This is a genomic window from Litorimonas sp., assembly GCA_029936425.1.
GTDB lineage: Bacteria > Pseudomonadota > Alphaproteobacteria > Caulobacterales > Maricaulaceae > Litorimonas.
In genome coordinates this window covers 164,966-189,384 of the sequence record JAPYSU010000002.1, presented here as the reverse complement: position 1 = coordinate 189,384, position 24,419 = coordinate 164,966, and the positions used below count along the sequence as shown (strand labels likewise).

28 protein-coding genes are annotated in these 24,419 nt (G+C 47.8%); 22 read left to right on the top strand and 6 right to left on the bottom strand.

Features of this window, described 5'->3' with window-relative positions; translation table 11 throughout:
* Window positions 1–5: 5 nt before the first annotated feature.
* From flgK to ACN0IC_RS02735, 3 genes are all read right to left on the bottom strand, one after another.
* Window positions 6–1,475 carry a flagellar hook-associated protein FlgK gene (gene flgK, locus ACN0IC_RS02745; RefSeq protein WP_416877226.1) on the bottom strand — a complete coding sequence of 490 codons (1,470 nt, stop codon included), beginning with the start codon at window positions 1,473–1,475 and terminating at the stop codon, window positions 6–8.
* A 59-nt stretch (window positions 1,476–1,534) separates the two neighbouring features.
* Entirely contained in the window at window positions 1,535–2,827 is a 1,293-nt protein-coding gene (locus tag ACN0IC_RS02740) for a flagellar hook protein FlgE (protein ID WP_416877225.1), read from the bottom strand.
* Between the two features lie 108 nt (window positions 2,828–2,935).
* On the bottom strand, window positions 2,936–3,718 hold the full coding sequence (locus tag ACN0IC_RS02735; RefSeq protein ID WP_416877224.1) for a flagellar motor protein MotB: 783 nt from the start codon (window positions 3,716–3,718) through the stop codon (window positions 2,936–2,938).
* Window positions 3,719–3,871: 153 nt separating this feature from the next.
* On the opposite strand from ACN0IC_RS02735, the gene ACN0IC_RS02730 reads away from it, so the two are divergent.
* From ACN0IC_RS02730 to ACN0IC_RS02695, 8 genes are all read left to right on the top strand, one after another.
* The gene (locus ACN0IC_RS02730; protein WP_416877223.1) at window positions 3,872–4,843 is read left to right on the top strand and encodes a FliM/FliN family flagellar motor switch protein; all 972 of its coding nucleotides are present in this window, start codon (window positions 3,872–3,874) and stop codon (window positions 4,841–4,843) included.
* A gap of 84 nt (window positions 4,844–4,927) precedes the next feature.
* Complete coding sequence (gene motA / locus ACN0IC_RS02725) at window positions 4,928–5,797, top strand: flagellar motor stator protein MotA (protein ID WP_416877222.1); 870 nt, start codon at window positions 4,928–4,930, stop codon at window positions 5,795–5,797.
* Window positions 5,797–7,665: a hypothetical protein gene (locus tag ACN0IC_RS02720; protein WP_416877221.1), complete on the top strand. Its 1,869-nt coding sequence runs from the start codon at window positions 5,797–5,799 to the stop codon at window positions 7,663–7,665. Before motA ends, ACN0IC_RS02720 begins: the two co-directional genes overlap by 1 nt.
* The gene (locus ACN0IC_RS02715) at window positions 7,658–8,395 is read left to right on the top strand and encodes a flagellar hook-basal body complex protein (RefSeq protein ID WP_416877220.1); all 738 of its coding nucleotides are present in this window, start codon (window positions 7,658–7,660) and stop codon (window positions 8,393–8,395) included. Before ACN0IC_RS02720 ends, ACN0IC_RS02715 begins: the two co-directional genes overlap by 8 nt.
* A 36-nt stretch (window positions 8,396–8,431) precedes the next feature.
* Entirely contained in the window at window positions 8,432–9,217 is a 786-nt protein-coding gene (gene flgG, locus ACN0IC_RS02710; RefSeq protein WP_416877219.1) for a flagellar basal-body rod protein FlgG, read from the top strand.
* A 1-nt stretch (window position 9,218) separates the two neighbouring features.
* Window positions 9,219–9,650 (top strand): flagellar basal body P-ring formation chaperone FlgA, encoded by a 432-nt coding sequence (flgA, locus tag ACN0IC_RS02705; RefSeq protein WP_416877218.1) that lies wholly within the window; start codon window positions 9,219–9,221, stop codon window positions 9,648–9,650.
* A complete protein-coding gene (locus ACN0IC_RS02700; protein WP_416877217.1) occupies window positions 9,647–10,396 on the top strand; it encodes a flagellar basal body L-ring protein FlgH in 750 nt (249 codons plus the stop codon). The genes flgA and ACN0IC_RS02700 overlap by 4 nt, the downstream gene beginning before the upstream one ends.
* Before the next feature lie 33 nt (window positions 10,397–10,429).
* On the top strand, window positions 10,430–10,996 hold the full coding sequence (locus ACN0IC_RS02695) for a hypothetical protein (protein ID WP_416877216.1): 567 nt from the start codon (window positions 10,430–10,432) through the stop codon (window positions 10,994–10,996).
* A 12-nt stretch (window positions 10,997–11,008) separates the two neighbouring features.
* Here the strand turns inward: ACN0IC_RS02695 and ACN0IC_RS02690 are convergent, their stop codons facing one another.
* The gene (locus ACN0IC_RS02690) at window positions 11,009–11,443 is read right to left on the bottom strand and encodes a flagellar hook capping FlgD N-terminal domain-containing protein (protein ID WP_416877215.1); all 435 of its coding nucleotides are present in this window, start codon (window positions 11,441–11,443) and stop codon (window positions 11,009–11,011) included.
* Window positions 11,444–11,452: 9 nt separating this feature from the next.
* Window positions 11,453–13,150: a flagellar hook-length control protein FliK gene (locus ACN0IC_RS02685; RefSeq protein WP_416877214.1), complete on the bottom strand. Its 1,698-nt coding sequence runs from the start codon at window positions 13,148–13,150 to the stop codon at window positions 11,453–11,455.
* Window positions 13,151–13,223: 73 nt separating this feature from the next.
* On the opposite strand from ACN0IC_RS02685, the gene ACN0IC_RS02680 reads away from it, so the two are divergent.
* The 6 genes from ACN0IC_RS02680 to ACN0IC_RS02655 all read left to right on the top strand — a co-directional run bounded on the left by ACN0IC_RS02680 (window position 13,224) and on the right by ACN0IC_RS02655 (window position 17,150).
* Window positions 13,224–13,577: a rod-binding protein gene (locus tag ACN0IC_RS02680; RefSeq protein WP_416877213.1), complete on the top strand. Its 354-nt coding sequence runs from the start codon at window positions 13,224–13,226 to the stop codon at window positions 13,575–13,577.
* Window positions 13,564–13,941 carry a hypothetical protein gene (locus tag ACN0IC_RS02675; protein ID WP_416877212.1) on the top strand — a complete coding sequence of 126 codons (378 nt, stop codon included), beginning with the start codon at window positions 13,564–13,566 and terminating at the stop codon, window positions 13,939–13,941. The genes ACN0IC_RS02680 and ACN0IC_RS02675 overlap by 14 nt, the downstream gene beginning before the upstream one ends.
* A gap of 178 nt (window positions 13,942–14,119) precedes the next feature.
* Window positions 14,120–15,337, top strand: a complete 1,218-nt coding sequence (locus tag ACN0IC_RS02670; protein ID WP_416877211.1) for a flagellin — start codon at window positions 14,120–14,122, stop codon at window positions 15,335–15,337.
* Window positions 15,338–15,421: 84 nt separating this feature from the next.
* Window positions 15,422–15,835 (top strand): flagellar biosynthesis regulator FlaF, encoded by a 414-nt coding sequence (gene flaF, locus ACN0IC_RS02665; RefSeq protein ID WP_416877210.1) that lies wholly within the window; start codon window positions 15,422–15,424, stop codon window positions 15,833–15,835.
* 1 nt (window position 15,836) lies between these two features.
* Window positions 15,837–16,307: a flagellar biosynthesis repressor FlbT gene (locus ACN0IC_RS02660; RefSeq protein WP_416877209.1), complete on the top strand. Its 471-nt coding sequence runs from the start codon at window positions 15,837–15,839 to the stop codon at window positions 16,305–16,307.
* Between the two features lie 3 nt (window positions 16,308–16,310).
* Window positions 16,311–17,150: a DUF1217 domain-containing protein gene (locus ACN0IC_RS02655; RefSeq protein WP_416877208.1), complete on the top strand. Its 840-nt coding sequence runs from the start codon at window positions 16,311–16,313 to the stop codon at window positions 17,148–17,150.
* A gap of 12 nt (window positions 17,151–17,162) precedes the next feature.
* Here ACN0IC_RS02655 and ACN0IC_RS02650 read toward each other — a convergent pair whose 3' ends face one another.
* Window positions 17,163–18,506, bottom strand: coding sequence for a FliI/YscN family ATPase (locus ACN0IC_RS02650; protein WP_416877207.1), 1,344 nt, complete (start codon window positions 18,504–18,506; stop codon window positions 17,163–17,165).
* Window positions 18,507–18,621: 115 nt separating this feature from the next.
* Between ACN0IC_RS02650 and ACN0IC_RS02645 the strand changes: the two genes are divergently transcribed.
* Genes ACN0IC_RS02645 through ACN0IC_RS02610 form a run of 8 tightly spaced genes read left to right on the top strand, consistent with a single transcriptional unit; the run spans window position 18,622 to window position 24,404 of the window.
* Complete coding sequence (locus ACN0IC_RS02645) at window positions 18,622–18,984, top strand: flagellar basal body protein (RefSeq protein WP_416877206.1); 363 nt, start codon at window positions 18,622–18,624, stop codon at window positions 18,982–18,984.
* A 51-nt stretch (window positions 18,985–19,035) separates the two neighbouring features.
* Window positions 19,036–19,407, top strand: a complete 372-nt coding sequence (locus ACN0IC_RS02640) for a flagellar basal body rod C-terminal domain-containing protein (RefSeq protein WP_416877205.1) — start codon at window positions 19,036–19,038, stop codon at window positions 19,405–19,407.
* A gap of 12 nt (window positions 19,408–19,419) precedes the next feature.
* Window positions 19,420–19,734, top strand: a complete 315-nt coding sequence (locus tag ACN0IC_RS02635) for a flagellar hook-basal body complex protein FliE (RefSeq protein ID WP_416877204.1) — start codon at window positions 19,420–19,422, stop codon at window positions 19,732–19,734.
* Window positions 19,734–19,997: a flagellar biosynthetic protein FliQ gene (locus tag ACN0IC_RS02630; RefSeq protein WP_416877203.1), complete on the top strand. Its 264-nt coding sequence runs from the start codon at window positions 19,734–19,736 to the stop codon at window positions 19,995–19,997. Before ACN0IC_RS02635 ends, ACN0IC_RS02630 begins: the two co-directional genes overlap by 1 nt.
* A gap of 2 nt (window positions 19,998–19,999) precedes the next feature.
* Window positions 20,000–22,084 (top strand): flagellar biosynthesis protein FlhA, encoded by a 2,085-nt coding sequence (locus tag ACN0IC_RS02625; RefSeq protein WP_416877202.1) that lies wholly within the window; start codon window positions 20,000–20,002, stop codon window positions 22,082–22,084.
* Window positions 22,084–22,866, top strand: a complete 783-nt coding sequence (locus ACN0IC_RS02620) for a flagellar biosynthetic protein FliR (protein ID WP_416877201.1) — start codon at window positions 22,084–22,086, stop codon at window positions 22,864–22,866. Before ACN0IC_RS02625 ends, ACN0IC_RS02620 begins: the two co-directional genes overlap by 1 nt.
* Window positions 22,867–22,875: 9 nt before the next feature.
* Window positions 22,876–23,967, top strand: a complete 1,092-nt coding sequence (locus ACN0IC_RS02615) for an EscU/YscU/HrcU family type III secretion system export apparatus switch protein (protein ID WP_416877200.1) — start codon at window positions 22,876–22,878, stop codon at window positions 23,965–23,967.
* Window positions 23,968–23,972: 5 nt separating this feature from the next.
* A complete protein-coding gene (locus ACN0IC_RS02610; protein ID WP_416877199.1) occupies window positions 23,973–24,404 on the top strand; it encodes a hypothetical protein in 432 nt (143 codons plus the stop codon).
* Window positions 24,405–24,419: the final 15 nt, after the last annotated feature.

The window sequence follows — 24,419 nt, the reverse complement described above, 5'->3', positions numbered from 1 at the left end:
TAGCCCTAAATCTGCATCAAGCGATCAATCATATCGCTGATGGTTTGAATAACACGTGCGTTTGCCGCATAGGCTTGCTCAATAATCAATAGGTTTTGCAGCTCTGCATCTGTATCGACCGCGGATCTGCTTAGCTCGGTATCGCTCAAAACGTCACGGCGCGCGATGGTGCTTGCATTAATAGAGTCATGGCGAAGAGTTTGTTCGCCGATTTGAGACGTTAGGCCTGCTATAGAATCGATAACGCTGAACTGACCCTGCAAATTTGTTCCGGCGGGCGCGTTTTGACGATCTGTCATCGCGCTAACCAGACCGGAAATTATTGCAGTGTTTCCAGAGTTCCCCGGGCTCGTTGCGCCTAGACCATCCCGAAGGCGGGAAACGTCCCCGCCCGCATTCGGGTTGATAGCATTGTTAAGTTTCAGACGCGCCGCGGTTCCGGATAAGTTCACCGGATCATGGGCCAAGCCGCCATCTGTGAAGATTCCGGGAGCGCCTGCGGCTTTTGTGGGATCGAGAGCGTCATTTGAAAACCGCGAAATCAGATCCGCTGCCAGTCCGTCTAGTGAATCAGAAAAATCTGTTGCGACAGAATCCCGAATGTTAAACTGTCCTGCCAGACTGCCGGATTGTAAAGAATGGCGCCCATCTGTACCGGGCGTCAGGTTTTGTTCTCCTACAAATAAACCTGAAAGGCGGCTTCCAGCTTCACCAAGCCGATCTCCTTCTGTTATTGTACCCGCGCGTTCAAAAGAAAGTTCTCTGACATTACCGGACAGCAGATAAACACCGGAACTGGTGAGGATGTCGACTTGCCCATTGTCTCGGACAACATCTTTAATGGGGAGAATTTCGGCGATGCCGTCTATCAGTCTCTGGCGTTCATCCTCTAAGGCCGCGCCTTCACTACTTTGCTCATTAATTGAGCCAAATTTGGCATTTATATCCTGTAACCGGTAGAGGGATTCGTTCACTTTTCTAACGGATTTATCTATATTGCTATCTGCTGTTTCCCGCAGGGATGTCGCAAGATGGGATAAAGCATTAAAGTGATGAGTTGTTTCGTTGGCAGCCGAGAAAACGGCGTTTTGCAGGGCTGCAGATTCAGGGGTCGCTTCAAGGTTTTTCAGAGCGCTCTCAAGATTTTCAAGTGTTGCGAAGAGACCGTAGCCGTCACTGGGACTTCCTAGTTCAGTGTTTAATGTCTGATAAGCCTGCGCGATGACGGAAGACCGTCCGGCCGCTGAATCCGCGTCGCGCCGAAGCCGGCTGACAGCTAGATCCTGTGACCGCTCAATGGCCGTGATTGATACGCCGCCGCTTTGGCCTCCGGCGACATTTTCAGACGTAATAACAGAACGCCGGACATAGCCCGGCGTTGACGCATTGGCGATATTGGAGGCCGACACGTCCGCGCGCCGGCTCGTGCTCGCAAGGCCTGAATTGGCGCTTGATAAAGCTTGCGATAAAGACATTTAAGCGTCCCTGTTAAGTTTTTCGGCCAGAAGACTTATGATCTGGCTAACGGCCAATATTAACGCTTGAGATTGGTTGTTTCCTGCAACATTTCATCAACCGTCTGAATGATCTTAGCATTTGAAGAATAGGCCCGCTGAGTCTCAATCAAGCTAGTCAGTTCTGAAGCAACATCCGTATTGGATTCCATCAGCGCGTAGCCTTCATAAGTTCCCGTAGGACCGTCACCGGCATCCCAGAAATATACATCGCCGCTGTCTGCAGAGGTTGTGTAAGCTTGACCGCCAAGGGCTTCCATACCGTTTGGATTTGGCACTTCAGCGACAGGAATTTGATATATAGTCCGGCGAAAGCCTGTATTATATACAGCTTCAACAAATCCGCCTGGCGTCACTTCTACACTTTGAAGGTCGCCAACTGGAGAGCCGTCTTTTGTGACGTTATATGGTGAGAAGCTTGTTCCCAATTGTGTGAGGCCTGATGTGCCGTTTGGCGTTCCGATAAACGCATTCATGGGGCCGCCTTCGACATTAAAGGAAAGCTGTCCGGTCGCATCGTCATAGGTTGCGCCCGCCCCAGGCGTAACAGATGCAATTGAGCCGCCATTTGTATCACTATTAAACGTGACGCCGAAAGTTGCGACCGGTGTCGCCGGGTCACCAGCGCTGTCTGTGACCGAGACGTTCCAGCTATTTGGCGCCGCGCCAGCAGATGTATCCGGTTCGAAAGAGAGCTCAAGCGCTTGATTTAAGCCGAGTGAGTCAAAGTAATCAATAGGAAGAACAAAAGGATCTAAAGCTCCGCCGGAGTCTGCCGGAAGGTTCACACCTAAATTGATGTTCCGTGTGGGTTCGGCGCTGAACTGTCCGATAGCTGTATTGACGGGCTGAAGGCCAGCTGGGCTACCCCGAGTGGCGCCTTGAGGGGCTCCGTTTGCATCCGTTGGCCAACCTAAAAGGAAAAGGCCGCTTGTTGTGCGCAGAAAGCCATTCTCATCTGGAGAAAAACCACCTGTCGGGACCATCATAAAGTCGCGTTCTCCGCCATTTTGTGTGACGCCTGCGAAATTTGTGACGGGGATCATACCGTTTCCGTCGACTGCAATGTCGGTGGATCGTCCAGTCGAAATCAGGGAGCCTGTGCTGGTAACGTCTTTATAGTTTGTCGCGCGGACGCCGCCGGCTGAATATCGAGATTGACCTTGATCGATGACTAGACTTGAGAAATCAACATCGCTTCTTTTGTAACCGTATGTGGCTGAGTTAGCGATATTGTCGGAGATCGTTGCCAAGCGTGTCGCATTGACGTTTAGACCCATGACCCCTGCATTGAGGGAAGAAGATATAGTCATTCGTTCAATCCTTGAAGTAAATGTATGTGCTTCAAAGCTAGACGGACGCGGTTAATAAAAGGTGTAGGGCGCCAGAGCCCCAATAAACATTGACTTCTTTGCCGTTAGCTAATTAAGAATAGTGATGGAAATTCGCCGATTTTGCGGCGAATAGGGGTCATCAGAGAGAGGGTCTGTAGAGGATTTACCTGAGACTTCAGAAATCTGCTCTAGCGGAAACCCGTGCCCGGAAAGCAATCTGCGTGCCGTATTTGCGCGGTCTGTAGAGAGCTCCCAATTTGAATATCCCGTGCTGCCGCTAAAACTATAATTGTCCGTGTGGCCCACTATTTTCACTTCATTTGCAACAGTTTTGAAGGAATCGGCTACAATTTTAGTCAGTTTTGACAAGACGGGAGATGGACTAGCGCTTCCGGATTTGAAAAGAGGGTCTTCACGTTGATCGGTCAGCTCTATCACCAGACCTTCGGGACTCATCTTCATCTGCATATGCGCTGCCAGACTATTCTCTTCGGCTGCCAGAGCTTTGTTCAGGGCTTCCATCTGTTGATCCATAGTAGATGTTTCGGCATCTGCTTCCGGGTCAGGTTTTTTAGTGTCAGAGCCAGTTCCGTTTTTGGCAAGTGATGAGTCCGCAAAGATCGTATCCCCTTGCAAAGCATCAGATCCGCCACCTGAAACAGCGGCAATCGGAATACTTGGATTAAAATAATCGGCTATGCCTTTGCGTTGTTCTTCCGTTGTGGCGTTGAGGAGCCACATCAACAGGAAGAAGGCCATCATCGCGGTTACAAAATCTGCATAGGCAACCTTCCACGCGCCGCCATGATGCCCTTCGGCAGCATAAACCTTTTTCTTTTTGATGATTATCGGGCGAGCCGCATCGTCCATTTGAATGATTCCGTCCTAGGTTGAAGCGGAATGTGACAAAAAAGTCTAAGTTTAGGGGTAAGAAACAGGGTTAAAATTCACTTAAAAAAATTAAGGGAATGGCAAGGGTTATCCCTTTATTTGGGAGCGTAACACTTAAGCGCCGAGAGAAAAATGAGCGTATTACGCAAGAAAATGACAGCGCAGCCACCTGCCTCTGACTTGAACGAGGCGGATATCGCACTTGTCTGGAAAGAGATGACAAAGGGCTGTCTGGGTATCCTTGAAGATATGACAGGCGGGCTGAGCTGGACGGAAGAAAGTTTTTCTGTAGAGCCCCTTATGCGGAGCGAGTTTACGGAAAATCTAGCCAAGAGCGGATTATATGCCGGATTTGGTCCGGAGGAGAAGGAGATTTGCTGTCTCTGTCTGGCAAGTACCCCTTTAGCCGCTTTGCTGAATAAAAGCGGAATAGATGGAAAGATTTCCAATTTCTCCGGCGTTGACGATTACGAGGCGTCCGAGCTCGATCTGTTCATGATGGAGCCCTTTATCGGCTTTGTAAAAAATAAGCTTATTGATATGATGAGTCATCAGGGCTCAGAAGCAGAAGTTCAGAATCCACAATTAGACGTCACGAGCCTTGGGGAGTTTCAAAAAGAAGAAATTGAACTTTCAGCTTTCTCCTTTTCAGAGGAGCACAAAGCCTGGACCAGAATTTCATTGGAGTTCAAAGCTCGGCTGGAAGAAAATGATGAAACGCAAATTGTTTCGTTTCAGGTTATTTTGCCGCTCACTTATCTGAAAACCACTCTCAAATCTTTAGAATCTGGTCAGAAGTCGACAGACGATTTCGTTCTCCCTGAGAACGCAAAATATTTAGGACGGCATATTGATACAAGTGTGACATCCGTCAGGGCTGTGCTCGATAGTTTGCGGATGTCTGTCGCGGATTGCACGCGGCTGGAAATAGGACAGGTTTTACCACTGCCGGGTGTATCATTGGAAAATATAAGTCTTGAGGTTGAGATGCGCGATCAGCGCCTTGCTGTAGCGAACGGATTGCTGGGAATTCACAAGACCCGACGCGCTGTCAAACTCAGCGAAGATATTTCACCAGAATTTCGGGGCGATGTGATTTGTTAGGCTCAGCTGAATTCAAAGCTCTGTCAAATGCGTAATCCCCATATTATTAAAGAATAGGTAATACATCATGGTTAAGCCCGATTCATGAGCTCCATCTTCGGTATAATACTAACTGTCATTTGTGTGTTTGGCGGATATATGCTTGCCGGGGGTAAGCTTGAAATTATTCTCCACTCCCTTCCATATGAAATGATGATTATTGGCGGCGCGGCCATTGGTGCCTTCGCGTGCGGAAATGACATGCACACCATTAAATCAACCGGAAAAGACATTCTGGCGGTCTTTAAAGGGCCGAAATGGAAAAAATCAGATTATCAAGATCTTCTCTGTTTGATGCACGAACTGGTTCGTATCTCTAAAGAGAGCCCGGTCAAAGTTGAGGAACACATCGAAAATCCGCAAGAATCTGCGCTTTTCCAACAATATCCACGTATTCTGGCTTCCACTCAATTTGTCGAACTGATCTGCGATACGATCCGCTCAATGTTGATGAATTTTGATGATGTTTATCAAGTGGAAGAGCTCTTAGACAAACAATTGGAAGGCATGAAGGAAGAAGCGCTTCATGGCGCTCACGCTCTACAAAATACGGCCGATGCTTTACCGGCTCTCGGAATTGTTGCCGCTGTATTGGGCGTGATTAAAACCATGGCCTCCATTGATAAGCCGCCGGAAGTTTTGGGCGGTATGATTGGCGGAGCTTTGGTAGGAACTTTTCTGGGCGTTTTCCTGGCCTACTCACTCGTTGGACCATTCGCGACAAAGGTGAAATCCATTCGTGAGCAAGAACACTATTTCTATGCGCTCATTAGAGAAGTGCTGGTTTCAAGCCTTCACAAAAACGAAACGCAAATTGCAATTGAAGTGGCGCGGCGTAGCGCGCCAAAACATCAGCGGCCGAGCTTCACCTCTATGGAAGAGGCGCTGAAAGAGTTGAGAAAAGTGGCAGCCTAGTGAGAGAGTCTCCTCCTCATATCCTATCCCGTAAAACTTTCAGAGGGGCCGCGCTCGCGGTCGCCTCCTTTTCTGTTTTAAGCGGTGCGATAGTATTGGCGGATGGCGCTGAACCATCTGAAGGAAAGGCCGACTATTCCATAGAGTCAGCTTCTGACACTCTGGCAGCGATTTTGAAAGACGCGCAAGAGAAAGGGATCGTCAGGAGAAAGCCAGGAATGACTGGAGCTCAGCCTGAACCAGAAAAGCAACCTGCTTCAAATGACGTAATGGAAATATCTGAAGTGAAAGCAGAGCCGTTCAGCTGCGACACGGCAGAATTATTGGATTTTTCCGATCTGGAAGATTTCAGAACTTATGAAGCTTTATCCGACGCGAAAGCCAATTTTGATCCAGAAACAGGTTCAAGCGGTACCTTAAGTTTGGCAAGAGCATATTTAGCGCTTGGTCTAGGCGACGAAGCTTTGGACATCCTTCATTCCGAGAATTCCGCTGCTGGCCAGCGTTTGAAACAGGTGGCAAAAATCATAACCTTTCCAGAGGTTCGCCCTGATGAGCCGGTTCTTTCGGAATATAAAGACTGTAGTGCAGTTGCGTCCCTTTGGGCTTTTCTGGAGGCGCCAACACAGTTTTCTGATCCGCTAAAAATGACGGATATTAGAAATATATATTATGCGCTTGATGGCTTTCCTCCTAATTTAAAGGAAAGGGTTCTGATTACCTCCGCCATTGTTGCGGCTGAGTCGAACCATCGAAACGTTGCGCAATATATATGGGAAAGACTGGAAAACAAAGCGCGGGAAGACGGCACCATCTTACCTAAAGATGACAAATCCGACTTTGACTATATCTATCTCTCTGCGCTTATGCAAAAAGATACAATGCCCGACAAAGCGGTTGGAAAGTTCAATTTCCTGTCAGAGCGCGACAGTATTTACCGGGCAAATTCTATAAATTATCTGGCTGAAATGAAGTCCCTTCAAGGCAAGGCGTTCGGAGCTACTTTGGAAGCGGACCTCGAAGATGTCAGCGCCCGATTGAAAGAGTCTTCAGGAAAGCAACAAGCGGCCTATCAATTGATTTCCGGGCAGTTGGCTCAAAACCGTCTTAATGACTCTATTTATTCTGCGCAGACTTTCCTGGAAGAAGGCACATTAGAGTATGAGAAAGCCCAAGGCGAGATTTCAGCTTTATTGGATGCGCATTTACATAGCGAAAACAAAGCACTTCAATCATCGGCTTTGGATACATTTTTAAGGCAGGCGGATTTTCTTAAAAAAACGGCCGACTGGGAGAACTTGAAGTCTACCGCCCTCGAAGCATCTTTGTCGCTTGGTATGCCTGAACTCGTTACGGCGATTCAACAGAGCGACGAGCGTTTCAATAATGCGCAAAGAGGAAGTCTCGAAAAAGCTCGTATCCTCCTGGACATGAAGTCAGGACGTTTTGATGCGTCAAAATATAAAAGCTCTTCTCCTGTGGTTCTCCGGGATCTTGAAAATTCAATAATGGAATATGCTCTCGTCACATCTGATTTGGACCTGGCTAAACTGGCTTTAAAAGACATGACGCTAGAGAGCAAAAAATCCTCTCATGAATTGAATTTGGCTTGGCTTGAACAAGATTGGTCCCAAGCCCTAATGCTGTCAGAGCGTGAGAAAAATATAATTGCTGAAGCGGGCGCTTCCGATCAGAAAGCTCAGCCGTCCAATTCTGATAACTCATCTTCCATCTTGAACGTATTGGCGAAACCGACCTTGGACGCGAATGACCTGCAAGGATCAAAGTGGAGAAAATCTCTCGCGGAAGACCTTTCGGATATGGAAGAGCAAATTAAAATTTCAAAGGCGTTTTTAAGTCATGGATAATGCCAGCTACGTAAATATTTCCAGGCAGTCAGGCCTGATGAAAGAGTTAAACGCAATTGCGAATAATATCGCGAATGCCAACACAATTGGTTATAAGCAAGAAGGTGCCGTCTTTTCCGAATATGTCGCGGCAATAGGATCTGCGGGTTCAGCCGATGCGGCGCGGCATTCGCTCTCCATGGGCAGATTGGCAGGACATGCCAGCAATTTCACAGATGGTGAAATGCGCTCAACCGGCGGCAGCTTGGATTTAGCCATACAGGGGGAGGGGTTTTTCCTTGTTGATGTTGATGGTCAGACACGCCTCACGCGCGCGGGCCATTTTATGACGGATGCTGCTGGCACGCTCATAAATCCGGACGGTAATCCCGTATTGGACGCCGGGGAAGGTCAAATTCAAATTCCTTTGGAAGCCGATGAAATTATTATCGCTCCGGACGGTAGTATTAGCGCGGGCGGGATAGAACTTGGCCGGCTTGGAATAGTGACGGCGGATCAAACCCAACTCTCCAGAGCGGGCGGAAATAATTGGATTTCAGAAGGCGGGTTCGAACCCATGGAAACGGGACGGGTCCTTCAGGGATATCTAGAAGATAGTAATGTTGAGCCGGTCAGCGAAATTGCCCGCATGATCGAAGTTCAACGTCATTATGATGCGGGGCAAAAGCTTCTGGAAATGGAAGACGAACGCGTCAAGCAAACCATAACAACGATTAGGCAAGTTTCATAAGGTCTGATCTCAGGCCGCAACAAAGGGAGGTTCAGGATGAACGCTCTAAAAATAGCCGCAACAGGAATGGCGGCGCAACAAACCCGCGTAGATGTTATCTCTAATAACATCGCCAATATGAGCACTACGGCGTATCAGCCGAGGGTCGCGGAATTTGCAGACCTAATCTATCAACAACATCTCACGCCAGGTTCAGTCAGTTCGCAGACGGGCACGATTGTCCCGGCGGGTATTCAGATGGGTATGGGGGTTCGGCCTTCAACAGTTTCAATGGAGATCGTCCAGGGGGCTTTAGGCCAAACGGGCGGCGATCTCGATCTTGCGATTGAGGGACGCGGATTTTTTGAAATCACGATGCCAAGCGGCGAGTCCGCATATACACGCGATGGCAAGTTTTACCGCGACGCAGAAGGCTTGATCGTGAACTCCGACGGTTACCAACTGGCTGATAATATCACAATTCCAAGCGATGCCCGTCAGATTTCAATCAGTCTGGACGGCGAAGTTACCGCCTTTTTTGATAATTCAGTCGAAGGACAGTCTATTGGCCGGATTTCCATGTCCGTCTTTGCAAATGCCAAAGGCTTGGAAGCCATGGGCGGTAATCTCTACCGCGAAACAGCCGGATCCGGAGCTCCGATTATTGCTGAGCCCGGGACGGAAGGCGTAGGGACAATGCGTCAAGGTTATCTTGAAGATTCAGGTGTGGATGTGGTTGAGGAAATTTCCGAACTCATCGAAGCCCAGCGCGGATATGAACTCAATTCAAAGGTCATTACGGCCGCTGATGAAATGTACTCTGCGACAACAAGGATTCGATAAAATGAAACAGTTGGTTTTAGGAGCTATTTTCGGTCTTTTGCCTATTGTGGTCTCTCCAGCATTTGCAGCGACTGTCACCGCAAATTCCACGCTTTCTCGGGGAACGATGATTTCCAGCGGGGACATTTCTGTGGATGTTGACGGTGCAGAAGCATCTCAAGATGTTCTGGATCAATATGTCGGAAAGGAATTAATCCGCACAATTTATACCGGAACGGAAATTCGGGAACGCGATGTTCAGGAACCCGTCCTTGTCAAAAGAAACAGTCCCGTGACAATGATTTATCGAGTTGGTCGCTTAGAAATATCAACAAATGGACGCGCTTTGTCTGAAGGCGCCATGGGCGAAATTGTTCGCGTCATGAATATGGATTCCCGCCAAGCAGTTGAGGGACGAGTTACTGCCCTCGGTGTCGTGGAGATGGCTAAATGAAATATATCGCTAAAATATTGACATTAACTGTCGGCGCTGCGTCCTTTGTTATGTCTGGCTGCGCGTCCAACGGTGAGCCGCCAATAGATACTGCCTTTTCACCGACACCTGCAGCGCCTTATTATGCGGAGTATGACCCGAATACGCAGTCGCAATTGCGCCCTGCTATCAGTACAGGAAATCCGCAGGAAACCTCTCTTTGGAGCAGTAGTCCCAAATCATTATTTGGCGATAGACGGGCGAGTCAGGTCGGAGACCTTCTGACCGTTTTGGTGGAAATTGAAGACGAAGCTGAGATTAAAAATTCTGAGACGAATAGCCGACAGACCTCCGACAATTTCGGGGTCGGTGCGTTTTTTGGTCTCCCTGAAATAATAAACAGAAACCTGCCCGACGGGGCAAGCCTTACGCCGGCCGTCGACATTACACGTGATCGTAATACAAATGGTGACGGCATGATAAAGCGCGAAGAAACTATCACTTTACGCCTCGCGGTTCAGGTCGTCGATGTAAAGCCTAACGGCTATCTACAACTCGCGGGTCAACAACAAATCATGGTCAATAGTGAGGTGCGTCAGCTACAAGTGAGTGGTCTTATTCGGACTGAGGATATTTCTCGTCAGAACGTCATTACTTATGACAAAATTGCTGATGCCAGGATTTATTATGGAGGGCGCGGAAACGTAACCGACACTGTAAAGCCCCGGGCCGGCAATAAACTTCTACAAAAGATAATTCCTTTTTAGGAATTATCAGCCCCTTTTCCTCAAGAGATTACTATGCTGAAATCTGCTTTAAAAACGCTTGTTCTTATAATTGCCGTTATTGGCGGCGCGGTAGGGGCAAGTGTTGTAAAGGATGCAGGCTTAGCGAATGCCGGAGGAGACGCGCCTAAAGCCGCAGAAAAAAGCTCCAAGGACGATGGCAAGGGCGCGCATGAAGACGGGAAGTCTCACAAGAAAGAAGATAAGGACAAGAAATCTTCTGACGGGCACGGCACTTCAGACTATGCAGGTGAAATCAGCTATCTGAAATTCAAAAGACAATTTGTTGTTCCGGTCGTCGACCAAAAACGAATTGAAAGCCTGGTCATCATGAATTTTAATCTGGAATTGAATAACGAAGCCTCAGCAGACGTTTTCAATCTGGAACCTAAATTGCGCGATGCCTTTATGCGAGACTTACTGGAACTTTCAAATCAGGGCTTGTTCTCGGAAGAATTGACATCTCCAAAAACGTTCGAGATTGTCCGCGAAACTCTATTAGGATCATCTCGGAAAATTATTAAAAACGGAGTCGAGAATGTTCTTATTCTCGATATTGCCCGTAGGGATAGTGAAAACTAAAGTTTCTTTTCTCTAGCTTTCAGCGGGCGTTTCAGTCTGGGATTGGCTGTATAAATTCTGCGCGAGCATTTGCGCAATATCTTCCAGAACCTGATTGCCCTTTGCCTGTAATTCCAAATTCGAAAATGTGGCAAGTTGCTCAACAAATTGTGTCGAGTCTAGCGGAGCTAGAGGGTCTTGGTTTTTAATTTGTGCCGTCAATAAGGTCAGAAAGGTATCAAATTCTTCTCCAATGGCTTGCTGTGAGCCTGTCGTCAGATCACCTTCGGATGACGAATTTGTTGTAGCCGGATCAGAGACTTCAGAGCCGTTGTTCTGGATATTTTGTGCCGAGTTTCCTTCAATTTTTCGCGTCAGGTTCATCTGGGGTTCTGTCGGGCCACCCTTGCGAAGCATAGAGGAGGGCTTGGTTTGTGTGGTTAGAGAAAAAAGGTCAGGTATATTCATGATTAAATCCTATAATCTAAGGTCTAGGCCTTCATAAGTCTCGGTGTCATTGGAGAGATTTTGCAGAGGTAAATTGTTCGGCCGTGCTTCATCAGAGCCAGCCGAAATGTAAATCGGCTTTTCGGCTGGTTTCTCGTTGGAATCTGATTGCCCGTTTTGAGCATTCTGTTCAAAGCTGAGATTAACGTCTTCCAGCCCGTTTTCCTTGAGAATGCTGAGAAACTGCTCGCTCCGTTCGCGTAGCATAAAATGGCTCTCGGGGAGATCTGATTTTACGACGACACTCACTTTGTCATCCGTATCAAAAGCAAAATCAATAAAGACCCGACCCATTTCCGGAGGATCTAGTTGTACCGTCACGCCTTTGGCGGTTTCGTTCGCAACAAGAATAGCTTGCGAGACGGCATTAAAATTCGTGGCTGCCGCTGACGCTGTCGCCGAGATCATCTGGACACTTGGCGAGAAAGTCGAGGAAAGAGTAGTTGAGGTCAGAGAGGTCAAAGCGAAGCTGCCTTCCATCCCGGTTGACATTTGAAGCCCCATTGACGGGGGTCGATTGTCTAAGGCGACATTAAGAAAGTCCGTTTTCCCGAGTGTCTTTTGGTCCACTTGCTTTTTAATAAGCTCGTCCACTGTGTCGGCCTCAACTAAATTGGCAGTGTCTTTTATTTGAGGCGTTACATCGTTTACTGGCCGAGCTATTTTTTCACTTACATCTTTCCGGACGGAAGCATCGATCTCTTTCTGTTCTGCTTCAGGAGTAATGATCGTGCTTATTTTGGCATTGTTTGTGCCATCTATTTTTACTTCAACTTCGGTTGAAGCGTGTTTTCCAGTGTCGGTTCTAATTTGAACTTCGGTAGAAGTTTTCTTGGCTTCAAGTTCACTTGAGGCGCCCTGTCCCTTTACGCCTGATTCAAATGGTGAAATTTCTTTTTCCGCTCCCTGAAGGGAAGAAATTTCAAGAGTTGTTTTTGCTTCCTGAGAAAGGGGAGTAAGCTGTTGCGGGGCGTTCATTTTGGAATTTGTAATTTCCCCACTTCGTGCCTCGGCGGTTAAGGTTGTTTTCTCAATTTTCGATAATTCTTCGCTAGATGTCTTTAGCTCCAAAGTATTCGGAGCGAGTTGATCGGATTTACGATTTGCAACCTCTTTAGAAACGTATTTTTCCGTTGGAACGCCTTTTTCATCACCTGAAATATTCATGTTAGGCGTAGTTGTTTCTGATTTAGATTCAGAAAACATGTCACTTTTAGTAATGTCTAAAATTTGAACCGGGTCCCCAGCCAATTTGCCAGGAACTTCGCCGCTCTTTGAAGGGCTGGTTGTCGTCTTATCGGTTCCAGATAATTCCTTTGATAGGCTGGTTGTCCCTTTATCATTTCGAGATAATTCCAAAGTAACAGCTACAGGGAGCAGAGTATCCTTTTCACTCTGTTCAGGGACGTCCTCATTTACAGGTTTTCCTTGTTCAGAATTCACGCCTCTAGTTGTTTCAGGACTTGGATCTAATTCTGTGCCGTCTCTCGATGAAGCGCCTTTAGGTGAGGCCTCTTTATCAGAAGAAGCTGTTTTGAAGCTATTTTCAAAATTCTTGGCTTCAGAAAGCCGGGCAGGCGACTCTTCCTCCCCTGCCGAAGCAGTTGATAAAGCCGATTTTTCATCCCCGCGTCCTGCCGGGGACAGACTGAGTGTCAAAGCCTGCATGCAGCCATATCTAAACAAATATAATTAACCAACAATTTACGAGCATGGATTAAAGCCGAAATTAGAGGAAATTATGAACGATCTCGCCGCTCTATCTTTAACAGGTCGCACCCAGACGCTGGAACCGTCGAGTTTTTCGGCAAATAGCGCTAGTGCTGAGAGTACGAAAGAGGCGGAACTTAGAGAAGCTGCCAAGGACTTTGAAGCCGCCTTTATTGGGCAAATGCTGAAATTTTCAGGACTAGGTGATGCTCTGGTGAAAGGCGGCGGAGAAGATGTCGCGGCCTTTACAGACTTTTATATAGAGAAATTTGCCGAAGAGCTTTCTGATAATGGCGGCTTGGGACTTCAGGATAAGTTTTACCAAAAATTGAAAATGCAAAATGCAATGATGAACAAGACTGGAAACCTAGATGTCAAATCTTGATGAAATTATTCATGAACTCAGAAGCGTAGTCGAATTTGAAAATTCTCATCTTAAAAAAGGTCAGTTTCGGCCTTTAGAAGAAACAGCCACCATAAAGCAAGATTGTCTGACGCAACTTAATAACGTCTTCTCTAATGGCGCGCCTATCCAACAGGCCTCTAAAACAGCGCAGAGTCTCAAAAGGGTGCAATCCCTTTTGAAAGAAAATGAATATCTGATGAAATCTGCGATCAACAGCGTGAAGTCCGCTTACAATCAAATCAATGCCATTCGTAATCGTGAGGCCAAAGTCGGAGCCTATGACCGATTTGGAAAAACCGTGAATCTACCAGACTCTGAGGGCCTAAAAATAAAATTGGTCTGATTTACATTTAATTATGGTTTGGCATGTATCCCAGAATAGCAACTCAGGAGAGTTTATCTTTTAGAAACCAATAGGTTCGAAAGATTGTCAAGGATGACTTAGGTGTCCCGTGAGGGACTTAATTATTGGGGCTGATGCCCAACGGTAAAGCCCGAATGGGTGAAAAAAGGAAAAACCTATGTCCAGTATTTTAACAAATAACAGCGCGATGGTTGCGCTTGATACACTTCGGGGTATCAACAAAAGTCTTGCTTCTGTTCAGAGCGAAATCTCAACAGGCAAGAAAATCAATTCTTCAACAGATAACGCTGCTATCTGGTCTATCGCGACCGTCATGCAGGCAGATGTTGAAAGCTTTTCACAACTTTCTGATAGTTTGAATTTGGGGTCAGCGACAGTTGGCGTTGCGCGCGATGCGGCCAACGAGGTAACGGATTTGCTGAAAAGCGCAAAAAGCGCAATTGTGGCGGCAAACGACGCGTCAGTTACAGATAATGATCGAGCCAAATACCAGACTGATCTAACAGAAATCACTGCGACAATTGGATCTATTGTTGATGCAGCATCCTTCAACGGTCAAAACCTTTTGAAAGCTGGCGACGTAGTTTCTGTTTTATCTTCGCTCAACCGCGCAAATGACGGTACTGTTTCGACAGGTACTGTTGATGTTGCCCGTCAAGATCTCACAACAACTGCGGCAATTACCGGCGGAACAGTCGCTGCGTCTGATGCCACAGGTGCAACATTATCAAATGGTACGGTTGCAGAAGACGGCGGAACACAGACAATCACAATTGCTGATGGAACAACGGCAAGTGCGACAACTTATGAATTCACCGTTGCCGGTGAAGATGTAGCTTATGAAGCGGCCGCCGGTCTCGACCAAGACGCTATTGCGGCAGGTTTGAAGACGGCTGTTGATACGGCCATCGCTGCTGCAGGATTGTCTTCGACTTTAACAACCGGCGTTTCCGGTGGAGTTCTGACTTTCACTAACAGTGCTGCGGCTGCTGCCAATGCAAATGATGTCACCATTGGTGCAATTACTACTACCAGCTCTAGCGTAGCGGCAGGTGGACTTGCCTCACTTGCAACTCTGAATATTTCTGATGCAGCTGGCGCCTCATCGGCTCTTAATGCGATTGACGGTCTACTTCAGACAGCCATCGACGCGACAGCTTTCTTTGGTTCAAAGCAAAGTCGTATCGATAACCAAAATGAGTTTGTTACGACACTTTCTGACAGCTTGAAGTCCGGTATCGGCGCCCTGACAGACGCCAACCTTGAAGAAGCGTCTGCTCGCCTCCAGTCTCTGCAGGTTCAGCAGCAGCTTGGTGTTCAGGCTCTGTCAATTGCGAACCAGCAGCCTCAGTCTCTATTGGCCCTCTTCCAGTAAGGTTAGCCAATCTATAATTCCAGCCAAAGCGGATATTCCGCTTTGGCTCACTGATATTCCCAAAGTATTTGAGAAGTTAAGAGTATGGATCAGAAACAAAATGCGCTCCGCGGTTACGGTCAAACAAAGCGACAGACTGCGTCAGATAAACATATAGAGCTGCAACTCTTTTCTTCCATCACGGCCCGCCTTCGCGCCGAGGCCAACAAAAATCCCACAAAATTAACAAGTGAATTGGCCGAGACGCTCGTCGAAAACGCCAAACTCTGGAACATTCTGTTTTGTGACCTTGTCGCGCCTGAAAATAAGTTGGCGCTTGACCTTAAAACCAACCTTATTTCACTTGCTGAATTTACGCAGAGCCATACGCAACGAATTTTACGCGGCGAAGCCAGTCTGGCAATTCTTATTGAAATAAATACGGCCATTATCGAAGGTTTGAAAACGGCTATCCAGGGACCTGAGAAAGAGTCCGAAACTGTCAGAGAGGTCGCTTGATATGTCCGGACTCGTTATCAGCCTTAAACCAAACGAAAAATTCCTGGTCAACGGTGCTCTATTGATGAACGGATCAAAAAGATCCCAGATCTGCTTGCCGGACGATGATGTTTATGTTCTGCGCGTGAGCGATGCCCTTCACCCAAATGAAGTAAATTCTCCCGTTCGCCGCGTTTATTACGCCGTTCAATTAATTCTTTCAGGCGATAATGACGCGTTGAAAATTGAAGAGGATGTGCGCTCCGGCCTTATAGCACTGGAGGCCGTTTTCGAAGGCACGGCTTTGAGCGAGACTCTGGAAAAGGCTAAAATTGCTTTCCTCAAAGGGCATTTCTATTCTGTACTGAACAATTTGAAATCCCTTTTCGCGATTGAGGATGCAATGCTTAGATCTGTATCTGACCCAGCGCAAATTACAGAAGAATTTGACGAAGTTGAACAGTCTTCACCTCGAATGGCCCACGCGGGCTAACACGTGGCCTTTACACCTGTCATCCCAAATGGCGGCTTGGCGGGTTGGTCATTCCTGCAACGGACCTTAGACCGGCAGGAAGACATATTTTCCAAATCGCCCGACATCAAACGGGATATCGAGTATTTCAAAAATAATATTCAAAACGTCGAAACTCTTGACGACTTGATGCAGGATCGGAAAATTCTGAAAGTGGCTTTGGGCGCATTTGGCCTGGGCGAAGAAATTTCAAAAGGCGCATTTGTTCGAAAAATCCTTGATGAAGGCGTGACGGAGCAGAGAAGTTTTGCCAGGCGTCTGAATAATCCGGATTATATTGAAATGGCCAAAACCTTCAATTTTGAGGGTGGTCAACTATCTTTGTCGGAAACAGATATAAATAGAATTGCCGCGCAATATGAACGGCAAAATTTCGAAATAGAAGTTGGCAATGTTGACGATTCCATGCGGCTCGCATTGAATTTTCAAAGAGAAATACAGGACCTCGCGGGAGCGGGCTTAAGCGAAAATGCCGGTTGGTTTCGTTTGCTGGGTTCTGTGCCGATGAGGACAGTGATTGAAGGCGCGTTCAATTTACCAACTGAATTTGCAGCGCTTGACATCGACAAACAAAAAGAAATCCTCTCCGACAAGGCCCAAAGCAAATTTGGTGGAAAATCGATAGATGTTTTCACTGACCCTGACGTTGTTGACCGTGTAATCAATGATTTTCTTCTGCGTAAACAAATTGAGGCGGGGCCGTCTACATCCACGCCCGGTTTCGCGGCTCTGTCTATCTTAGGGCAATCCAATTCGGGCGTTGGAAGCTCCGGATTGTTTAACTTACTTCTCTCTAATGGGTAAGCCAGCTAATAGTTAAGATGAGGCTGTGTCGCTTTCAGTCTTCGGTTCAAGATTGAGTGCGTTTCCAAGCTTTGCAAAAGCGGCGTCAATAGACACAGTCTCATCTGTTCCGATAAAGCTGTCCAAGGCAGGATAGGCGGCAATCGCCTTATCCAGTTTTTCGTCAGTCCCATGAACATAGAGACCGGCCTGAAGGATGGGTTCAGCTTCCTCATACCGCATAATATATTCCCGTCCAGACTGAAGGAGCTTATTTTCCTCCGGAGTGGCGGCGTCCGGCAGAGATCGTGAAACACTTCTGCGGATATCAAAGGCGGGATATCTACCTCTTTCGGCAATCTCCCGTGACAGTACGACGTGACCATCCAATATGCCTCGCACCATATCGGCGACAGGTTCTTCCATGTTGGACCCGGCAACCAAAACACTAAATACGGCGGTGATGTCACCGCTGTTATCCAGTCCAGGGCCGGATCGTTCACAGAGCGCCGCCAGGGCCCTGAAGGTGGAGGGAGGGTATGCTTTCAGGGCAGGGACTTCACCAGCGTTGAGGGCAATGGTGCGGTGAGCTTCTGCATAACGGGTGAGCGAGTCAAAGAGAAAAAGAACCTGTTTTCCTTCGTCTCGAAAATATTCTGCAGTTGAAATTGCGAGCTGCGCTGTTCGGAGCTTTATGGCGGCCGACATATCTGATGTAGCAACGAAAACGATAGACTTTTTCATCCCTTCCGGCCCCATCACCTTTTCGACAAAATGACGGACTTCGCGTCCGCGTTCCCCAATAAGGGCGATAATCGTGACATCTGCATTATTGGCCCGTGCAATAGTTCCAAGAAGCGTTGATTTACCGACGCCGGAGCCCGCAAATAGCCCGGTTCGCTGTCCTTGGCAGAGAGGCAAAAATGTATCGAGTGCCGCGACGCCCGTATTCAGCCTGGGCCCCAAAACCTTTCTGAGAATGGCAGAGGGCGGCAAAGCATCAAGTTTTGCATGTCTGGAGCCGCTAATTGGCGACGTTCCGTCAATGCACCGCCCTTCATAATCAAGTATCTTCCCAATCCAGTCTGTGGAAGGGTAGTGTTGGGTGGCCTGTATATGTTCCACTCTGTGACCGATTTTAACGTCGGTCACAGAGCTGTATAAGGATGCCATGGCTCTTGAGCCTTCCAAGGCAATGATCTCTCCGCGGACTTTCGAGCCGCCTGACTTTACAATTTCAATCAGAGCGCCTTGTCCGAGGCGGTGATTCAGGCCGCTAATATGTACGCTTTGGTCTGTGATTTTCTCAACACGACCAAAATAGCGCATAGGCGCAGGGATATCCGCTTTGTCAAAGCTGTCTTCGAGATCAGTCATAATTCGCAGTTATGGTGAATAAAGTTAATATAAGGTTCGTCTTCGTTAACTTCTCGTTCAACTCTCTGGTGTAGCCATTAACACATGGTAAACCATAGACAAGGATTGTCGGGCCATGATGAAGAGTACAAACCTACAGAACCTCGTTTCCGCGATGGCGTCTCATGCTGCGCAGCGCCACGCCGTTGTTGCCGAGAATATCGCGAATTCTGACACTCCCGGATATAAAGCCAAAGACCTACAGCCTTTCAGCGAGGTCTTTCACGCGGCACAAATGAGCGCGAAGCCCATTAACCCCGGAAACTTTAGTGTTACCGAAACAACGTCAGCGGATGCTTATTCTCCGAATGGGAACTCTGTTTCGCTGGAAGAGCAGATGATGAAATCTGCAGAGACACAGAATGATCACGCCCTTGCTTTGATGCTTTACCGAAAATCCCTTTCAATGATGAAAATGGCGGTCGGTAAGAACCTGTAAATTTAGTATAAATGAGGACGCTCCAGGATGGACAACTCAATTTCAAAGTCAATGTCAGCCGCTTCTAGCGGGATGAATGTTCAGTCGTTTCGCTTGCGCATCGCCAGTGAAAACCTCTCCAACGCAGATACAAACGGCTATAACCGGAAACTGGTCAACTTCACGACCGAGATGGACCGCGTTAATCAGACGGAACGTGTGAAAATTGGAGATGTGACCCTCGATCAAAGCGAGGGGGAGCAAATTTATGACCCGGGTCATCCCATGGCAAATGCCGAGGGCATGGTCATGTCGTCAAACGTAGATATGATGATTGAACTGGCCGACGCGCGCGAGGCAGGCCGGAGCTATGAAGCCAACCTCTCCACATTTCGCCAGGCCACTCAAATGTATCGCAGCCTAATCGATCTGCTTAGAAACTAATAGGAGCGTATTATGGAACCGACCTCTCTCGGCGCGATGCGCCAATACCAAATTGCCAAACAAGCCCTTTCGCCGAATGCAAAACCGGCCGAAATGGGAACCGAGGCTAAAGGCTCTGCCAGCGAAGGTGTGGCTGAAAGCGCCAAAGCCTTTGCGGAAGTATTCCAGAATGTTGAAAAGACAACCGAGGCGATGGCAGCCGGACAAGCAGATGCTCATTCCGTGGTTCAGGCCATGGCTAATGCTGAGGTCGCTTTGGAAACGGCTGTGACAATCCGAAACCGCGTTGTTGAAGCTTATCAAGAGCTATTGAGAATGCCTGTCTAATGGGCGAGGCGGAAATACTATCCATAATGCGTGAGTTCTTCTGGGCGGCCGCGCTTATGTCTCTTCCGCTCTTGGGGACAGCCTTGCTCGTGGGTTTGGCGGTAGGTTTGCTACAGGCGCTGACCTCAATTCAGGAAATGACCCTGACTTTCGTACCCAAACTCGGGGCCATGCTCCTCGTTTTTATCGCAACGGCCGGCTTTATGGCCCGAATGTGTATCCATCTTTTTGACTCTCTCGTCATTCCAGTGATCGCCGGTTAAATATGCCAAAATCTCTGGGGGAATTAGCAAAAAATCCGACGGTATTTTTATCCATCGGCCTGATGTTCATCATTGTGATGATGGTATTGCCTATGCCGTCATGGGTATTGGATATCGGGTTATCGGCCTCATTTGCATTTGCGATCCTCATTTTTACAATTACCCTATTTATTGAGCGGCCTTTGGATTTCAGCTCATTTCCCTCAGTACTTTTGGCGGCTTTGCTTCTGCGGCTCTCCCTCAACATATCATCAACAAAACTCATAATTGGAGAGGGTCATACGGGCCCTGACGCGGCAGGCGGCGTAATTGAAGGTTTCGCGATGTTCGTCATGAGCGGGAACATCTTTATCGGACTGATTGTCTTTTCCGTTCTGGTCATTGTTAATTTTATGGTGATTGCTAAGGGTGCGGGCCGCATGGCTGAAGTAGGCGCCCGTTTTGCCCTCGACGCTATGCCCGGCAAACAGATGGCAATTGATGCTGACCTTTCGGCCGGTGCGATTTCTCACGCCGAAGCGGCAGAAAGACGAATTACAGAACAGGAAGAAACAGCTTTTCTCGGCTCTCTGGATGGTGTCTCCAAATTCATGAAAGGGGATGCCATTGCCGGCATCCTGATTACGCTTCTGAACTTGATAGCGGGTATTGCTATTGGAATCGGCGTGCATAATATTTCTTTTTCGGAAGCGATTAAAAACTATTCCATTTTGACGGTTGGCGACGGCCTTGTTTCCCAAATTCCGGCTGTAATCATTTCGGTGGCTGCGGGCCTCCTCTTATCCAAAGGGCGCGGGGAAGGCACTGTGGACTTCGCTCTATTCAAGCAATTCGGCCAATATCCGGCGGCCTTGAGCGCAGTCGCAGGTATTATGGTTATTTTCGCGTTCTTCCCAGGATTGCCTTTTTTACCGTTTATGGGCGGCGCTGCAATTCTCGGCGTTGTCGCATATTTCTCCTATCTTCGTGAAAAGGCCGCAGCTGAAAAGCCCGAGACTTCCGAGGATGTCACTACTGAAATTCCAGAGGAACAGAAACTTGGCGACGCTTTGGATATCGACGAAATCAGCGTCGAGCTTGCCCCGAATATCGTACCGAATGTAATGAACGAAGAATTCGGATTTGACCAACGCGTTCAAAAAATTCGTAAATTTGTGGCCAAGGAATTCGGTTTTGTTCTGCCGTCAATCCGCTTGACCGATAACGCGCTCTTGGGCGAAAATGTTTACAAGATAAAAATTCAGGGTACTGAAATCGCCTCGCAAAGTTTGAAATCAAAACAGTTGCTGGCATTGATCGATCCGGAAGAACATCCGCATATTCCTGGTGAAAATACGAAGGAACCTGTCTTCCAGGCCCCGGCGCGCTGGATAGATAAAGAACATGAAGACGAGCTGATGATGCTCGGCGTGACCGTCATTGCGCCGATTGAAGTATTGGCGACACATCTCTTGGAAGTCATACAGGATAACTTTACCAAGCTCCTGACACGCCGCACGCTTCGGAAAACACTTGATACGTTTAAAAACGTCAGTGACCCGGGCCGTTCCGAGTCTAATAAGAAAATTCTGGACGAATTCATTCCGGAGAAAGTGCCTCTGGATTTGTTACAAGGGGTCTGCCGCTTGCTTTTGGAAGAACGTATTTCCATCCGCAATATTCCGTTGATCGTCGAGACGATTGCGGAAGGCAAAACGGTTCTGAATAATACGGAGCAGTTAGCGGATTTTGTGCGTCATCGGATGAGCTATCAATTTGTTTCCAAACTCCGCGACGCACAAGGTCGCTTGCCTTTGATCCAGATTGGGCCGGATTGGGAAAACCAGTTTACGGCCAGCGAGACGACGGATGAGAGCGGACGCCGCGACGTGGCCTTGCCGCCGGATGAATTTAACCGACTTGCCGGTAGCGTCCGCAAGGAACTCGATAAGTCTGCCAGACAGGGCGTTTACGCCGCGATTGCAACGACGTCCAAACGCCGTCGTTTCATCCGCTCGGTTTTGAATGCCAAGGGCGTACGTAACCCAGTCGTCGCCTATGAGGAGATCGGCACGACAGAACGTCCTGCCATTATGGGCGTAGCCTGATGGAGTTTCTGGATGGCTTCACGGCTGTCATAACGCCTTTCATGGATTCGCTTTTTGCGATCATGGCCATCTTTACGCGGATGTCAGTCTTTATGTTTCTTGTCCCCACAATCGGAGAACGAACAATTTCTCCGCGTATTCGGATAGGGGTCGCTATTTTACTGACATGGCTCATGCTGCCGGTCGTGCTGACGCAGCCGGTTCCTATAACTCAGCTTTCAGACGCTGCGGCTTTGATCTCCAAAGAAGCTGTTTTTGGTTTTTTCTTTGGGTTTGCGCTTCGCCTTATGACGATTGGGCTTCAGGTCACAGGTAATATAATTTCTCAAGCGATGTCGATTTCTCAGCCTTTGGGGGAGGGTATTGCCACGGAGCCGAATACGACTTTGAGTAACTTTCTTATGCTGGCGGGTGTAACGCTCCTCATCACATTGAATTTTCATATCGAAGCTTTTTCCATACTCATAAAATCCTATGATGTTTTTCCCTTGGGTGCCGTCCCGGATTTTAATAATTTTGCGTATGACTTAACAGACAAAGCTGTGAACCTGTTTCGCTGGAGCCTTTCTTTGGCGTTTCCCTTTATTCTTTTGAACTTTATCTACAACCTGCTTCTGGGTTTCGTGAATAGGGCTATGCCGCAACTGCTCGTCTCTTTTGTCGGTATGCCGGCGATTATCGGAATCGGCCTGCTCCTCTTGGCCGTATCCGTCACAACGATTTTAACTCTCTGGCTGGGTATATTCCAGACAGATGGTGTCACATTCAACTTTGCGGGTTAGGGAGGACTTATGAGTGAAAACGAACAGTCCGGCGCCGAAGAGAAGAGTTTTGATGCTTCGGAAACCAAAATCCGTAAATCCCGAGAGAAAGGCGATACGCCGCAATCGACTGAAGCGAATACGTTGATGCTCTATATGGGCCTTGCCATTGCCATTGTCATTTTTGGCAAAACGATTGCGTCCAATGCACTTATTTCCTTGTCCAGTATGCTCGAACATCCTGCGGATATGGGAAACGCTCTTCTGAATTCAAAAACGGCGCGCTTTGGCCAGAACGGCGCTTCTGAATTTCTTTGGAAACCCATTCTGGCTCTGGGTCCGATTTTCATGCTGCTTATTCTGGCGATTATTATTTCCTTGGTTCTGCAGCGCGCTGTTGTTGTCGCGCCGTCTAAGCTTAAACCAAAACTGTCACGGATTTCGCCTGTTTCAAATGCCAAGCAAAAATACGGAATGACGGGCATGGTTGAGTTTGGGAAACGGTTTTTCAAACTGCTCTTCATCTCCTCTGTCGCGATGTTCTTCTTTTATAATTTGCTGAAAGAATTGCCGGGGATGAGCGCCATGCCGCATGCCCTAATTGTCCCTGAAATGAACAAGACCGCCTTACAGCTTATTGTCTTTATGATTATCGCAATGGGGCTCATAACACTGGTCGATCTTCCCTATGCATGGTTTGCTCATATGAAGAAGCTTCGCATGACCTTCAAAGAGGTAAAGGACGAGAATAAGGAAAGCGAGGGTGATCCGCATTTGAAAGGGGAGCGCCGCCGCCGCGCCTTAGCGCTTTCGCAGGCAACCATGATAAATGATGTTGCCAAGGCCGATGTCATTATTGTGAACCCAACCCATTATGCGGTTGCGCTTAAATGGCAACGTGAGCAGAAAACAGTGCCTGTCCTCTTGGCCAAAGGCGTGGATGAGCTGGCTTTCCGGATCCGAAAAAAAGCCAAGGAATGCGATATTCCAATCTATTCAGATCCGCCCTGCGCGCGTTCCATCTATGCCGGCGTCGAAGTTGGGGACGTTATCAAGCCAGAGCATTACGCCGCTGTGGCCGCCTCTATTCACTTTGCGGATAGTCTGAAGCGTAAAGGATAAAACTGATGACAGACAAGATAGAGGTACTTCTAAAGCTAAATAAAATTATGAAACAGCAGGCCGAGAAAAACCTTGCCGAGGCGATGCGTCATATAAAAGACTTATCAAATAAAACTTCAGAAATTCACCATAAAATACAACAGCAAAATATCGCCCTCTATAACTCTCAGGAGGGAGCCCACGTTCAAAGTGACGTAAAGGTTTTTGAACAATGGAAGCGGGCCCAGCTGAAGCGTCTGTCCGATATCAGCGCAGAGTTGCAACAGGCGGAAGCCTCCAAATCCGAGTTAGTGTTGGAATTGAAAACTCAAACGGTTCGACAGGATATGCTCACGGCGCAGCTGAAAAAAAGCCAGGTGCGAAAGGCCGATGAGAGAGATGAACTGACAGATGAACGCAATCTCGAAGGATGGTTAAATCAAAATAGGTTTGCTTGAGCCCCGGGTACTAGA